The sequence below is a fragment of the Mycobacterium malmoense genome (genome assembly GCF_019645855.1).
Lineage (GTDB): Bacteria > Actinomycetota > Actinomycetes > Mycobacteriales > Mycobacteriaceae > Mycobacterium > Mycobacterium malmoense.
This window is the reverse complement of sequence record NZ_CP080999.1, coordinates 3612132-3625596: the sequence shown is the minus strand read 5'-3', so window position 1 is coordinate 3625596 and position 13465 is coordinate 3612132. Positions and strand designations below refer to the sequence as shown.

The following is a 13465-nucleotide window of genomic DNA, read 5'->3' as shown; positions in this document are numbered from 1 at the left end:
GCGATGGGCAAGTGGTGACGGCAGCGCCATCGTTCGCCGACGAGCACCGCCGGCTGGTCGGTGAGCTGAACGCCAAACTGGCGGCCGCCGCCCTGGGCGGCAGCGAACGTGCGCGGGAGCGGCACGTCAGCCGCGGCAAGCTGTTGCCCCGCGAGCGGGTGGATCGCCTGCTCGATCCGGGCAGCCCATTTTTGGAGCTGTCGCCGCTGGCCGCCAACGGTATGTACGCCGACGAGTCCCCGGGCGCCGGGATCATCACCGGGATCGGCCGGGTGTCGCAGCGCGAGTGCGTGATCGTCGCCAACGATGCGACGGTCAAGGGCGGCACCTACTACCCGATAACGGTCAAGAAGCACCTGCGCGCGCAGGAGATCGCGCTGCAGAATCGGCTGCCGTGCATCTATCTCGTCGACTCCGGCGGCGCCTTCCTGCCGCGCCAAGACGAGGTGTTTCCCGACCGGGAACACTTCGGGCGGATCTTCTACAACCAGGCGACCATGAGCGCCAAGGGAATTCCGCAAGTCGCGGCGGTGCTCGGCTCCTGCACGGCGGGCGGCGCGTACGTGCCGGCGATGAGCGACGAGGCCGTCATCGTCCGCGAGCAGGGCACGATCTTTCTCGGCGGTCCGCCGCTGGTTAAGGCCGCCACCGGGGAGATCGTCACGGCCGAGGAGCTCGGCGGCGGCGACCTGCATTCGCGGGTCTCCGGTGTCACCGATCACCTCGCCGACGACGACGAGCACGCGCTGCGGATCGTCCGCAAGATCGCGGCCACCCTCGGCGCGCCCGAGCCCGCCCAATGGGACGTAATCCCTTCGATCGAGCCCACGCACCCGCAGACCGAGCTTTACGACGTGGTGCCCCCGGACCCCCGGGTGCCCTACGACGTGCACGAGGTCATCGTGCGGCTGGTCGACGGCGGCGAATTCAGCGAGTTCAAGGCCCAATACGGTAAGACGCTGGTGACCGCCTTCGCCCGCATCCACGGCCACCCCGTCGGCATCGTCGCCAACAACGGCGTGCTGTTCAGCGAATCCGCGTTGAAGGGCGCGCATTTCATCGAGCTTTGCGACAAGCGCAAGGTCCCGCTGCTGTTCCTGCAGAACATCGCCGGCTTCATGGTCGGCCGCGACTACGAGGCCGGCGGCATCGCCAAGCATGGCGCCAAGATGGTCACTGCCGTGGCCTGCGCCCGGGTGCCCAAGCTGACCGTCGTGATCGGCGGATCCTATGGTGCGGGCAACTATTCGATGTGCGGCCGGGCCTACTCGCCGCGCTTCCTGTGGATGTGGCCCAACGCGCGGATCTCGGTGATGGGCGGTGAGCAGGCCGCGTCGGTGCTGGCGACGGTGCGTGGTGAGCAGCTGGCCGCGGCGGGCGCACCGTGGTCGGCCGACGAGGAGGAAGCGTTCAAGGCGCCCATCCGCGCGCAGTATGAGGAGCAGGGCAACCCATACTACTCGACGGCCCGCCTGTGGGACGACGGCATCATCGACCCGGCCGATACGAGAACATTTGTCGGACTGGCCCTTTCGGTGTGCGCCCACGCGCCGCTGGAACCGGTCTCCTACGGCGTCTTCCGGATGTGAGTGCGGTGTTCGAGACCGTATTGGTGGCCAACCGCGGCGAGATCGCGGTGCGGGTGATCCGCACCCTGCACCGGCTGGGCATCTGGGCGGTCGCCGTCTACAGTGACCCCGACGCCACCGCGCGGCATGTGCTCGAGGCGGACGAAGCGGTACGGCTGGGCCCCGCCGCGGCGCGCGAGAGCTACCTCGATATCGCCAAGGTGCTCGATGCGGCGGCGCGCACCGGCTCCCAGGCCATCCACCCGGGCTACGGATTCCTTTCCGAGAACGCCGATTTCGCCGCCGAATGCGAACGCGCCGGGGTGGTGTTCCTGGGCCCACCCGCGCGGGCGATACGGGTCATGGGCGACAAGATCGCCGCCAAGAACGCGGTCGCCGCCTTCGATGTGCCGGTGGTGCCCGGTGTGGCCAAGCCGGGGCTGACCGACGATGAGCTTGTGGCCGCGGCCGAGGAGGTCGGCTACCCGGTGTTGGTCAAGCCGTCGGCGGGCGGCGGCGGCAAGGGCATGCGGCTGGTGGAAGACGCGGCCCGGCTGCGCGAGGCACTGGTGGGCGCGCGTCGGGAGGCCGGATCCTCGTTCGGCGACGACACGTTGTTCCTGGAGCGGTTCGTGTTGCGGCCCAGGCACATCGAGGTGCAGGTGCTCGCCGACACCCACGGCAACGTGGTGCATCTGGGCGAGCGCGAGTGCAGCCTGCAGCGGCGCCACCAGAAGGTGATCGAGGAGGCGCCCTCGCCGCTGCTTGACCCGCAGACACGCGCACGGATCGGCGCCGCGGCCTGCGACACCGCGCGCAGCGTCGATTACGTCGGCGCCGGCACGGTGGAGTTCATCGTTTCCGCCGATCGGCCCGACGAGTTCTTCTTCATGGAGATGAATACCCGCCTGCAGGTGGAACATCCGGTCACCGAGGCGATTACCGGCTTGGACCTGGTGGAGTGGCAGTTACGGGTGGCCGCCGGCGAGAAGCTGGCGTTCGCCCAGGACGACATCGAGCTGCACGGGCACGCGATCGAGGCCCGGGTGTACGCGGAGGATCCGGCGCGGGGATTTCTGCCCACCGGCGGGCGGGTGCTGCAGGTGTTCGAACCCTCGGGCGCCGGTGTGCGGGTGGACTCGTCGCTGCTGGCCGGCACGGTAGTCGGCAGCGATTACGACCCGATGCTGAGCAAGGTGATCGCGCACGGGGCCGACCGCGACGAGGCTTTGGCCCGGCTCGAGAGGGCGCTCGTGCAGACGACGATCCTGGGCGTGCAGACCAACATCGAATTCCTCCGGTTCCTGCTCGCCGACGAACGGGTGCGCGCCGGCGACCTGGACACCGCGCTGCTCGACGAGCGGCTGGCCGACTTCGCTCCGCTGCCCGCACCCGATGACGTGCTCGCCGCCGGCGGACTCTACCGGCAGTGGGCCCTGGCCCGCCGCGCCCGGGGCAACCCGTGGGCGATGCCGACCGGATGGCGCGTCGGCGGCATCACGGCGCCCGTCCGCACCGCGATGCGCACCCCGCTGCGCAGCGAGACGGTGTCGGTCTGGGGACCGCCCGAGGCCGCCAGGGTGCAGGTCGGTGGCGGTGAGATCCTTTCCGCCAGCTTACAACTCGAGGGCGACAAGATGAGCGTCACGCTGGACGGCCTGCGGCGGGACTACCGGTGGGCCGAGGCCGACCGGCACCTGTGGATCGCCGACGAACGGGGAACCTGGCACCTGCGCGAGGCCGAGGAGCAAAAGATTCACCGCGCGGCGGGCGCACGGCAGGCCGAGATCCTCAGCCCCATGCCGGGCAACGTGATCGCCGTGGAGCTGGACTCCGGCGCCGAGGTCACCGAGGGCGACGTGGTGGTGGTCGTCGAGGCGATGAAGATGGAACACCCTTTGACCGCACCGGTTTCGGGACGAGCGGAGGTGCTGGTGTCCGTGGGCGATCAGGTGACGGTGGACCAGGTGCTGGCCCGGATCAAGGATTAGGATCATGACGACACTGCCGCAGGAATACCAGGAGCTTCGCGACACGGTGGCCGACTTCGCGCGCACCGTCGTCGCACCGGTGTCGGCCAAACACGATGAGGAGCACAGCTTTCCGTACGAGGTCGTCGCCAAGATGGGCGAAATGGGGCTGTTCGGCCTGCCGTTCCCCGAAGAATACGGCGGCATGGGCGGCGACTACTTCGCGCTGTCGCTGGCGCTCGAGGAACTCGGCAAGGTCGACCAGTCGGTGGCGATCACGCTGGAGGCTGGGGCCAGCCTCGGCGCGATGCCGATCTACCGGTTCGGCACCGAGGAGCAGAAGCGAAAGTGGCTGCCCGACCTCACCGCCGGGCGGGCGCTGGCCGGATTCGGTCTCACCGAGCCCGGTGCCGGCTCCGACGCCGGCGGCACCCGCACCACCGCCCGGCTCGACGCCGGCGAGTGGGTCATCAACGGCACCAAGCAATTCATCACCAACTCGGGCACCGACATCACCTCACTGGTCACCGTCACCGCGGTCACCGGCACACTCGGCGGCGCCAAGAAGGAGATCTCGACGATCATCGTGCCCAGCGGCACACCGGGATTCACCGTCGAGCCGGTCTACAGCAAGGTGGGCTGGAACGCGTCGGACACCCACCCGTTGACGTTCACCGACGCCCGCGTCCCGGAGGAGAACCTGCTGGGCGCCCGCGGGACCGGCTACGCGAACTTCCTGTCCATCCTGGACGAGGGCCGCATCGCGATCGCCGCGCTGGCGACCGGGGCGGCGCAGGGCTGCGTCGACGAGAGCGTCAAGTACGCCAAGGAGCGCCAATCGTTCGGCCAACCGATCGGCTCCTACCAGGCGATCAGCTTCAAGATCGCCCGGATGGAGGCCCGCGCGCACGTCGCCCGCACCGCGTACTACGATGCGGCCGCAAAGATGTTGGCCGGCAAGCCCTTCAAGAAGGAGGCGGCGATCGCGAAGATGATCGCGTCGGAGGCGGCGATGGACAACGCCCGCGACGCCACGCAAATCCACGGCGGCTACGGCTTCATGAACGAGTATCCGGTGGCGCGTCATTACCGCGACAGCAAGATCCTCGAGATCGGTGAGGGCACCACCGAGGTTCAGCTGATGCTCATCGCGCGATCGCTGGGGCTGTCGTGACGCGCGCCGTCGACGATGGCGAGCAAAAGAGCGATGAGGAGTGGCGCTCATGACGGATGCCAAATCGGTCGTCCAGCGCGGCCTGTGGTTCGAGGAGTTCGAAATCGGCACGACCTACCTGCACCGGCCCGGTCGCACCGTCACCGAGGCCGACAACGTGTTGTTCACCACGCTGACGATGAACACCCAGTCGCTGCACCTCGACGCGGCATGGGCCGCCGAGCAGCCGGGATTCAGGGGCGAGCGGCTGGTGAACTCGATGTTCACCCTCTCGACGCTGGTCGGGCTGTCGGTGTCGCAGCTGACGCTGGGCACCATCGTGGCCAACCTCGGGTTCTCTGAGGTGTCGTTCCCCAAACCGGTCTTCCACGGCGACACCCTGTACGCCGAGACCATATGCACCGGCAAACGCGAATCGAAGAGCCGGCCCGGCGAGGGCATCGTCACCCTCGAACACACCGGGCGCAACCAGCACGGCGACGTCGTCGCGCGCGCCGTGCGTACCACGCTGGTCCAGAAACGGCCGGCACGGTGAACCTGCGTACCGCCGGCCCGGCGTGGCTGTTCTGCCCGGCCGACCGACCCGAGCGGTTTGCGAAGGCCGCCGCGGCCGCCGACGTGGTGATCCTCGACCTCGAGGACGGCGTGGCCCAAGCGGACAAGCCCGCCGCCCGTCGGGCGCTGCGGGAGACCCCGCTGGACCCCGAGCGCATTGTGGTGCGGATCAACGCGGCCGGCACCGAGGAACACGCCCGCGACCTGGATGCCCTCGCCGGCACCGCGTACACGACGGTGATGCTGTCGAAGACCGAATCGGCCGGGCAGGTTGCCGCGCTCGCGCCGCGCGAGGTTGTCGCGCTGATCGAGACGCCGCGCGGCGCGGTGTTCGCCACCGACATCGCCGCGGCCGAGGGCACCGTGGCGATGATGTGGGGTGCGGAGGACCTGGTCGCCACCCTGGGCGGCAGCTCCAGCCGGCGGTCCGGCGGCGCCTACCGGGACGTGGCCCGCCATGTGCGGTCGACGGTGCTGTTGGCGGCGTCGGCGTTCGGCCGGATCGCGCTCGACGCCGTGCATTTGGACATCCGCGACATCGACGGCCTGCGGGTGGAGGCCGACGACGCCGTCGCGGTGGGTTTCGGCGGAACCGTCTGCATCCACCCAAGTCAGGTCCCGGTGGTGCGTGAGGCCTACCGTCCCAGCGAGGAGAAGCTGGACTGGGCGCGAAGGGTATTGGCGGCGGCGAAGACCGAGCGCGGGGTGTTCGCGTACGAGGGGCAGATGGTCGACTCGCCCGTGCTCAAGCACGCGGAAATGCTGCTGCGGCGGGCGGGGGAACCCGCATCCGGGTGAGGCGTCGGCATTGTCGCGACACGTCCTCGCTGCGATCGCGATCAACGCGGTGTCTTCGGATTTGAGCGCATAATGGGAGATACGCCAGTGTCGCGGCGAGCGGAGCCCTTCGTGCAGCTGGCGATCGACTTCGGCTCGCGGTAGGTCCCGGCTGAGGTTTTGCTGTGGCCCATCGAGGTTTCCTGTGCCACGCGGCTTCTGGCTAAGGAGGCGGTATGGCGGAAATCCTTCGGATGCCGATGACTGTCGACCTCGAGCCGGTGCAACTCGTCGCCCCGGATGGCACGCCGACGGCCGAAGGGCGCTACGGCCGTGACCTTCCCGCGGAGACGCTGTGCTGGCTCTACGAGATGATGGTGGTCACCCGGGAGCTGGATATCGAGTTCGTCAACCTGAAGTGCCAAGGGCAATTGGCGCTGTTCGCGTCCTGCCGTGGTCAGGAGGCCGCCCAGGTCGGCGCGGCGGCCTGCCTGCGCAAGACCGACTGGCTGTTTCCCCAATATCGCGAGCTCGGCGCCTATCTGGTGCGCGGCATTCCGCCCGGACATGTGGGCGCGGCATGGCGTGGAACCTGGCACGGTGGGCTGGAATTCACGAAGAAATGCTGCGCCCCGATGTCGATTCCGATCGGCACCCAGACCCTGCATGCCGTCGGCGCGGCGATGGCCGCGCAACGCCTTGGCGAAGATTCAGTGGCGGTGGCCTTCCTCGGCGACGGCGCCACCAGCGAGGGCGACGTGCACGAGGCGCTGAACTTCGCGGCGGTGTTTACGGCGCCCTGTGTGTTCTACGTACAGAACAACCAGTGGGCGATCTCGGTGCCGGTGTCCAAACAGACCGCCGCACCTTCGATAGCGCACAAGGCGATTGGATACGGGATGCCCGGAATCCGGGTGGACGGCAACGATGTGCTGGCGTGTTACGCGGTGATGGCCCAGGCGGCCGCCCGGGCCCGCGCCGGTGGCGGCCCGACGTTGATCGAGGCGGTCACCTACCGGCTCGGTCCGCACACCACGTCTGATGATCCGACGCGATACCGCACCCAGGAGGAAGTGGACCGCTGGGCGGCGTTGGACCCGATTCCACGCTACCGCAGTTACTTACACGGCCAGGGCCTGTGGTCGCAACGCCTGGAAGAACGGGTCGCCGCCCGGGCGAAACGCTTGCGTGCCGAACTGCGCGACGCGGTATTCGATGCGCCCGACTTCGACGTCGACGACGTGTTCACCACGGTGTACGTGGAGATCACGCCCGAATTGCGGGCGCAGCGCCAACGGCTGCGGGCCGAACTTGACCGAGGCGGGGAGGCGTGAATGACCCAGCTCGCTGATCGTCCGGCCGGCTCTGACGAAAAGCTCACGGCGGCAGTCGAGAACGTCGCGTTCGGCGCACAGTCGTTGACCATGGTGCAGGCGCTCAACCGCGCCCTGCGCGACGCAATGGCCGCTGACGATCGGGTCCTGGTGTTCGGCGAGGACGTTTCGGTCGCCGGCGGGGTGTTTCGGGTAACCGATGGGCTGGCCGAAACATTCGGCGAGGAAAGGTGTTTCGACACGCCGCTGGCGGAGTCCGCCATCATCGGGATTGCGGTGGGGTTGGCGCTGCGCGGCTTCGTCCCGGTTCCGGAGATCCAGTTTGACGGATTCTCTTACCCGGCTTTCGATCAGGTGGTCAGCCATCTGGCGAAGTACCGCACCCGGACCCGCGGCGAGATCAACATGCCGGTGACGGTCCGGATCCCTTCGTTCGGCGGTATCGGTGCGGCCGAACATCACTCGGACTCCACCGAGTCGTACTGGGCGCACACCGCAGGTTTGAAGGTGGTGGTGCCTTCTGGGCCGTCGGACGCATATTGGCTGCTGCGGCACTCGATCGAGTGTCCGGACCCGGTGATGTTTTTGGAGCCGAAGCGGCGCTACCAGGGTCGTGGCATGGTCGACACCAGCCGGCCCGAACCGCCCATCGGACGGGCGGCGGTGCGCCGACCCGGCACCGACCTCACGGTCGTAACCTATGGCAGCCTGGTGAACACCGCCGTGGCTACCGCGGAAGAGGCGCAACACCAACGCGGTTGGAGCCTGGAGGTCATCGATCTGCGGTCGCTGGTGCCCTTGGATTTCGATACCGTTGCCGCGTCGATCCATCGGACCGGCCGTTGTGTGGTGTTCCATGAAGCACCGCGCGGCCTGGGCTATGGCGCCGAGCTGGCCGCACGCGTCCAGGAGGAGATGTTCTACGAGCTGGAGGCACCGGTGTTGCGCGCCTGCGGTTTTGACACCCCATATCCGCCGGCACGCTTGGAACGATTGTGGCTACCGGGCCCCGACCGGCTGCTGGACTGCGTCGAGCGTGCGCTGGTGCAGCCATGAGCGCCGACAACCGGGTCAAGTCATTTCGCGTCCCCGACCTCGGCGAGGGGCTCGAAGAGGTGACGGTGACCAGTTGGAACGTCGCCGTCGGCGACGAGGTCGAGCTCAATCAGACTTTGTGCTCGGTGGAGACGGCCAAGGCCGAGGTGGAAATCCCGAGCCCGTACGCCGGGCGGATCGTCGAAAGGGGCGGCGCCGAAGGCGATGTGCTCAAGGTTGGCGCGGTACTGGTCCGGATCGACACGGAGCCGGCGGCGTCCACGACGAACGGCGAGGCCGCTGTGCCCACGCTGGTGGGCTACGGCGCCGACCCCGGCATCGACGCCACCCGACGTAACCGCCCGTTGGCGGCCCCTCCGGTGCGCAAGCTGGCCAAGGAGCTTTCGGTTGACCTCTCTTCGATACGGCATATCCCCGCGGGCCGGGTGATCACCCGCGAGGACGTGTTGGCGGCGGCTCAGGACGCCGAGCTCCGACCCGTTCGAGGTGTGCAGGCCCGGATGGCGGAGAAGATGACGTTGTCCCACAGGGAAATCCCGGCCGCGAAGGTCAGCATCGACGTGGATTGCACCGAGTTGTTGCGGTTGCGTGACCTGTTCCGTTTGGCGCATCAGGAGATCACGCCGTTCGTGTTGACGCTGCGGATGCTCGTTATTGCGTTGATTCACAACGAAATTCTCAACTCGATGTGGATTGATTCGCCTCAGGGCCCCGAGGTGCACATCCATCGCGGCATTCACCTGGGAATCGGTGTGGCGACCAAACGCGGACTGCTGGTCCCGGTGATCACCGATGCGCAGAACAAGACTACCCGCGAATTAGCCAGCCGAACAGACGAATTGATCACCGGAGCGCGCGAGGGCACGCTGACGCCCGCCGAGTTGCGCGGCTCGACGTTCACCGTTTCGAACTTCGGTGCCCTGGGTGTCGACGACGGCGTGCCGGTGATCAACCATCCCGAGGCGGCCATCCTGGGTATGGGCGCGATCAAGCCGCGCCCGGCGGTGGCCGACGGCGAGGTCGTGGTGCGTCCGACGATGACGCTAACGTGCGCGTTCGACCACCGCGTCGCCGACGGCTCCCAAGCGGCTCAGTTCGTCTGCGAACTAAGGGATTTGATCGAATCGCCGCAGACCGCGCTATTGGACCTATAGTGGGTTGCCTTTGTCGAAGATGGCCAAATAGTGCCGGGCGTGGCGGGCCAGGCGGATCACATCGGACATGGGCAGCAGGCTGCCCCCACCGGTCAGGCGCCGCCCGGCGGCGGTCTCCAGCTCGCTTAGGGTGGTGGTGACGATGATCGACGCGGGCAGCCCATTGTGCTTACCTAGTTCGCCGGAGGCCAACAGCGCGCGGTGGGCGGCCAGCAGCGCGTCGTGTTGGCGTTGGGCGGGGCTGCGGGTGTCTTTGTCGATGGCCTCTTGACTGGGCGCCCCGTCCACGTACGCGGTGTCATCGGCCGGGTTGCACATGCCGGGGGCGGCCAACTTGGCCAGCACGGCCTCCAACGTGGCGCGGGCCTCGGGAGTGAGCCAGCCCCGCAGCGTCGACATGCCATCAGGGCCTTGGTTACCCAGCCTCACCCCGCGCCGCCGAGCCCTATCGTCGTCGTTGTAGAGGCCGTCGGGGTTTAGACAATTGGCGAGGGTATCGGCGAGTTGTTCGGGCAGATGCTGGGCGCCCTGCCGCGCCAGCTGTGTCTCGGCGCGTTCCCGGGTTTCCCCGTCGATCCAGCCGGGCAGGTGGTGGCAGAACCGGCGGATCACCGCGACTTGTCCGGTGCCCAGTTTGCCGGAGCGTTGGGCGGCGGCGGTGGCCGCCATGACCGGTGCGAGTGGTTCACCGGTCAACGCGCGCCGCTCACCGAGGTCGGCGGCCTCATTAATGCGTCGGGCGGCTTCGGTGCGGCTGATCAACGCCCATTCGGCGATGGCATGGGAGAGCGTGCCGCCCAACTCCTCGGGCGTGGCCTGGCGGGCCAGCTGATTGATGGGTGGGTGTTCGAGTGCGGGCAGCCGGCGCCGGACCCGTTCGCAGCGTTGCAGCCAGGCCAGCCACTCCGGGGTGCTCGTGCTTCAGAGTTCAGCGCGGCCACCCCATCGACCGCGGCATCCAGCGCGTCGAAGGCAGCCGTGATCGCCTCCCGATCCACCCCGCTGCCAGCCATGACCCGAAACTATCGGAGGGCACCGACAAAAACGGCCGCCCAGAAACCACAGAAACCACAGTGACACAAGAGATTTCTGAATGGGCGCGAGACGGCCGGACCAACCGACTGGAAATCCCCGCCACCCTCGATACCCGGCCGCCATTCGCTCAAGATGATTCCAGATGGCTTGGGATTAGCGCCGCACGAACGCAGTACCGCCTCGTCCCGTACAGGGCGACGCCGAGCCGTCCGCATCGTGACTCCCACGTCGGAAATGCCCGACGCGGTCACCCGGTCCAGGGGTCGCGTGGTTGCGCCGCGGTGCACATGTGACCCCTGTGACCCTATCGTCATCGAAATATCCACTGCTGCAACTTAACTGCGGACTCGTCAGGACCGCCCCCCGCCGCAGGCACCGCCAGGGTTGTCCGACGGAGGCGCGGTGACTCGGGTGCCAGGACCGTCGTGTTGAGTGAGGCAAATGCTCGTCGTGCCCGGAATGATTCCGGACACGCACAGACGACCTCGAAGCGGTCAACTTGATAGGCGCCTACAAGATCGGCCGCATCAATCGCGTTGCGGACGGGCCGCCATCGACTAACTTGCTGTCTGTAAGGCGAGCTAACTACTTGCCGATCATCGCGCCGATCGGCACCGACGGCGTTTGCGCACCAACACCGTGGAGCGTTAATGGACAACCGGTACTTTCCGTTGGTCGTCGTGGTGGTCATGCTTGCTCTTGGGCTGACGCTCACAGTCGCCGACTTCCGGCGGGCCGCCACGCTGCGGCGCCCACTGCTGGTGGCACTGATCTGTCAGTCCCTGCTCCTACCGACCCTGTGCCTGCTGATTGCCGAAGCCCTGCACCTGCAACCGAATCTGGCGGTCGGGCTGATGCTGATGGCCGCTACTCCGGGTGGGGTCATGGCGAACGTATTCAGCCATCTCGCGGGCGGGGACCTGGCGCTCAATCTCACGCTGACCGCGGTCAACGCGGTGCTATCGATCGTCGCTTTACCGGTGATACTGGCGTTTTCGATGACCTGGTTCCTTGGCGAGGGACGGTTTCTCCCTCTGCAGGTGGACAAGTTCTTCGGCGTGTTCGGGCTTGTGCTCATACCTGCCGCGATCGGCGTTGCGATACGGCATCGCTTCCCTGAGCTAGCCCGGCGACTTCAGAGACCGGTCAGAGTAGTCGCGGCACTGCTGCTGGTGGTCGTCGGCGTCGCGGCAATCGCCGGCGGCCGGACGACGATATGGAACAACGTTGGCGTGTTGATCGCGGCCGTCGTGTCCTTCTGCGCTGTCAGCCTGACGGTCGGCTACCTGGCGCCACGCTTGATGCGTCTCGCTCCGCGACAAGCCATCGCCGTCAGCTTGGAGATCGGACTGCACAACGCCGTGGTGGCGATGGGCATAGCACTGAGCCCGCAACTGCTAAATAATGTCGAAATGGCCACTCCTGCCGCAGTTTACGGGGCTATCGCGCCCTTCATTGCGTTGGCGTTCGTCGTCGCCGTGCGCCGCCTGGACCCCGCGTTCCGTGAGCTTTCCCGTGTGTCGACGCCGTCGTGAACGAGCACCCCGTTTAGCGACGTCCCCGCACGCCGCGGATCTCGCGCGGGTGGCCGTTCGGTGCCGTCGGTCGCCGCGCGTCCGCCACGGTGGACGCCGAGACCGGCCTTGAAATGTCACCCCGGCGGGAGTTCGCGGGTCCGGTTTCGCAGGACCAGCAGTAGCGCCGGGACGGCTGCCAATTCCGCAGCGATGGCGAAGGCGACGACCGCTCCCAGTGAGACGTTGAACAAAGCGCCGATGGCTGCGCTGCCGACAAACCAAGCGATGCCGTAGATCCCGGTGAAAAGTCCGTATGCCGAGGACCGCCGGCTGGGCGCAACCATGGGCGCCACGGCGGCCGGGATGATCGATTCATGCACTCCCATGCCAAGGCCCCACAGGCATGATCCGGCCAGTGCCGGCCAGAAACCGCCCAAAAAGGCGAGTGGCGCGTAGGCCGCGGTGATCACGGTGAGGGGCACAAGCAGCCCGATCCCGAACCGGTCGAACAGGCGGCCGAAAACCAGTGAGCCTGCGCCGGACACCGCCATGGCGATCGCGTAGAAGATTGCGGTCTTATCGGTGGAGACCGTCCCGGCTTGTTGAAAGTGGTAAGCGATGACGGGGAAGTCCGCGAAGCCGGCGGCCACCAGCGCCGCGGCGGCCAAGTAGACCCAGAAGGCGCGCGGATATCCACCAGTGTGTGGGACGGCAAATTCGGGTTCGAGGTCTTGGGGACGGGGATACAGCAACCTGGCCAACACCAGGAGTGACAGCATGATCACGGCCGGTACGGCAAGGGCGGCAAAGGCCAGCTTGTAGTTCTGTTGGGTGGTCGCCAGTATGACGGCAACCAATAGGGGGCCGACCATAGCGCCGAATTGGTCGAGCGCCTCGTGCACGCCGAATCCCCACCCGTAGCCCATCGACTTCGCGGCATGGGACAGCATGGCGTCTCGGGGCGGGTTGCGGACGGCTTTGCCAATCCGTTCGAGAATGATGAGGACGGCGGCGACCTGCCAAGAGCCGGCCAGCGCTAGCAGGGGAACGACCGACATCTGCAGGATGTAGCCGCCGATGGTGATGGGCCAATACAGCCCCGTGCGATCGGCGCTTCGCCCGGAGACTAGCCGCAGCCCATAGCCGAGAAACTCGCCGAAGCCGGTGACCATGGCAATGGCCAGGGCGCCGGCTCCCAACAATCCGAGGTATTGGCCGATGATGCTGCGCGAGGCCTCGTATGTGAAGTCGGCGAAAAAGCTCATCACGCCAACGATCAGCACGAATTTTAGGGCGGGCGACCACCCGTTTCGGACGGGTTGTTC

At 67.2% G+C, this 13465-nt stretch carries 10 protein-coding genes and 1 pseudogene; 9 read left to right on the top strand and 2 right to left on the bottom strand.

Annotation, left to right across the window (positions count from 1 at the left end):
• The first annotated feature begins 14 nt into the window (after positions 1–14).
• The 8 genes from K3U93_RS16645 (at position 15) to K3U93_RS16610 (ending at position 9588) form a co-directional block, all read left to right on the top strand.
• A complete protein-coding gene (locus K3U93_RS16645; RefSeq protein WP_139797183.1) occupies positions 15–1589 on the top strand; it encodes a carboxyl transferase domain-containing protein in 1575 nt (524 codons plus the stop codon).
• Positions 1590–1594: 5 nt separating this feature from the next.
• Complete coding sequence (locus K3U93_RS16640) at positions 1595–3559, top strand: acetyl/propionyl/methylcrotonyl-CoA carboxylase subunit alpha (protein WP_083012252.1); 1965 nt, start codon at positions 1595–1597, stop codon at positions 3557–3559.
• A 4-nt stretch (positions 3560–3563) separates the two neighbouring features.
• The gene (locus K3U93_RS16635) at positions 3564–4712 is read left to right on the top strand and encodes an acyl-CoA dehydrogenase family protein (protein WP_083012216.1); all 1149 of its coding nucleotides are present in this window, start codon (positions 3564–3566) and stop codon (positions 4710–4712) included.
• 49 nt (positions 4713–4761) lie between these two features.
• Positions 4762–5247 carry a MaoC family dehydratase gene (locus K3U93_RS16630; RefSeq protein ID WP_071513400.1) on the top strand — a complete coding sequence of 162 codons (486 nt, stop codon included), beginning with the start codon at positions 4762–4764 and terminating at the stop codon, positions 5245–5247.
• Positions 5244–6065: an HpcH/HpaI aldolase/citrate lyase family protein gene (locus tag K3U93_RS16625; protein ID WP_083012219.1), complete on the top strand. Its 822-nt coding sequence runs from the start codon at positions 5244–5246 to the stop codon at positions 6063–6065. Before K3U93_RS16630 ends, K3U93_RS16625 begins: the two co-directional genes overlap by 4 nt.
• Positions 6066–6280: 215 nt before the next feature.
• Complete coding sequence (pdhA, locus tag K3U93_RS16620; protein WP_083012221.1) at positions 6281–7378, top strand: pyruvate dehydrogenase (acetyl-transferring) E1 component subunit alpha; 1098 nt, start codon at positions 6281–6283, stop codon at positions 7376–7378.
• A complete protein-coding gene (gene bkdB, locus K3U93_RS16615; RefSeq protein WP_083012223.1) occupies positions 7379–8434 on the top strand; it encodes a 3-methyl-2-oxobutanoate dehydrogenase subunit beta in 1056 nt (351 codons plus the stop codon).
• Entirely contained in the window at positions 8431–9588 is a 1158-nt protein-coding gene (locus tag K3U93_RS16610) for a dihydrolipoamide acetyltransferase family protein (protein WP_083012225.1), read from the top strand. The genes bkdB and K3U93_RS16610 overlap by 4 nt, the downstream gene beginning before the upstream one ends.
• On the opposite strand, the pseudogene K3U93_RS16605 reads toward K3U93_RS16610, so the two are convergent.
• Positions 9586–10601: pseudogene (locus K3U93_RS16605) on the bottom strand (13E12 repeat family protein); the annotation flags it as partial. The gene K3U93_RS16610 and the pseudogene K3U93_RS16605 sit on opposite strands and share 3 nt — an antisense overlap.
• A gap of 672 nt (positions 10602–11273) precedes the next feature.
• Here K3U93_RS16605 and K3U93_RS16600 point away from each other — a divergent pair.
• Positions 11274–12158 (top strand): bile acid:sodium symporter family protein, encoded by an 885-nt coding sequence (locus K3U93_RS16600; RefSeq protein ID WP_083012227.1) that lies wholly within the window; start codon positions 11274–11276, stop codon positions 12156–12158.
• Positions 12159–12274: 116 nt separating this feature from the next.
• On the opposite strand, the gene K3U93_RS16595 is transcribed toward K3U93_RS16600, so the two are convergent.
• Positions 12275–13405, bottom strand: coding sequence for an MFS transporter (locus tag K3U93_RS16595; protein ID WP_217808452.1), 1131 nt, complete (start codon positions 13403–13405; stop codon positions 12275–12277).
• Between the last annotated feature and the right edge of the window lie 60 nt (positions 13406–13465).

Excerpts from the sequence above, each read along its gene's own strand:
- K3U93_RS16635 (WP_083012216.1), top strand. The coding sequence starts at position 3,564 with ATGACGACACTGCCGCAGGAATACCAGGAGCTTCGCGACACGGTGGCC.
- K3U93_RS16630 (WP_071513400.1), top strand. The coding sequence starts at position 4,762 with ATGACGGATGCCAAATCGGTCGTCCAGCGCGGCCTGTGGTTCGAGGAG.
- pdhA (WP_083012221.1), top strand. The coding sequence starts at position 6,281 with ATGGCGGAAATCCTTCGGATGCCGATGACTGTCGACCTCGAGCCGGTG.
- bkdB (WP_083012223.1), top strand. The coding sequence starts at position 7,379 with ATGACCCAGCTCGCTGATCGTCCGGCCGGCTCTGACGAAAAGCTCACG.
- K3U93_RS16610 (WP_083012225.1), top strand. The coding sequence starts at position 8,431 with ATGAGCGCCGACAACCGGGTCAAGTCATTTCGCGTCCCCGACCTCGGC.
- K3U93_RS16600 (WP_083012227.1), top strand. The coding sequence starts at position 11,274 with ATGGACAACCGGTACTTTCCGTTGGTCGTCGTGGTGGTCATGCTTGCT.
- K3U93_RS16595 (WP_217808452.1), bottom strand. The coding sequence starts at position 13,405 with ATGAGCTTTTTCGCCGACTTCACATACGAGGCCTCGCGCAGCATCATC.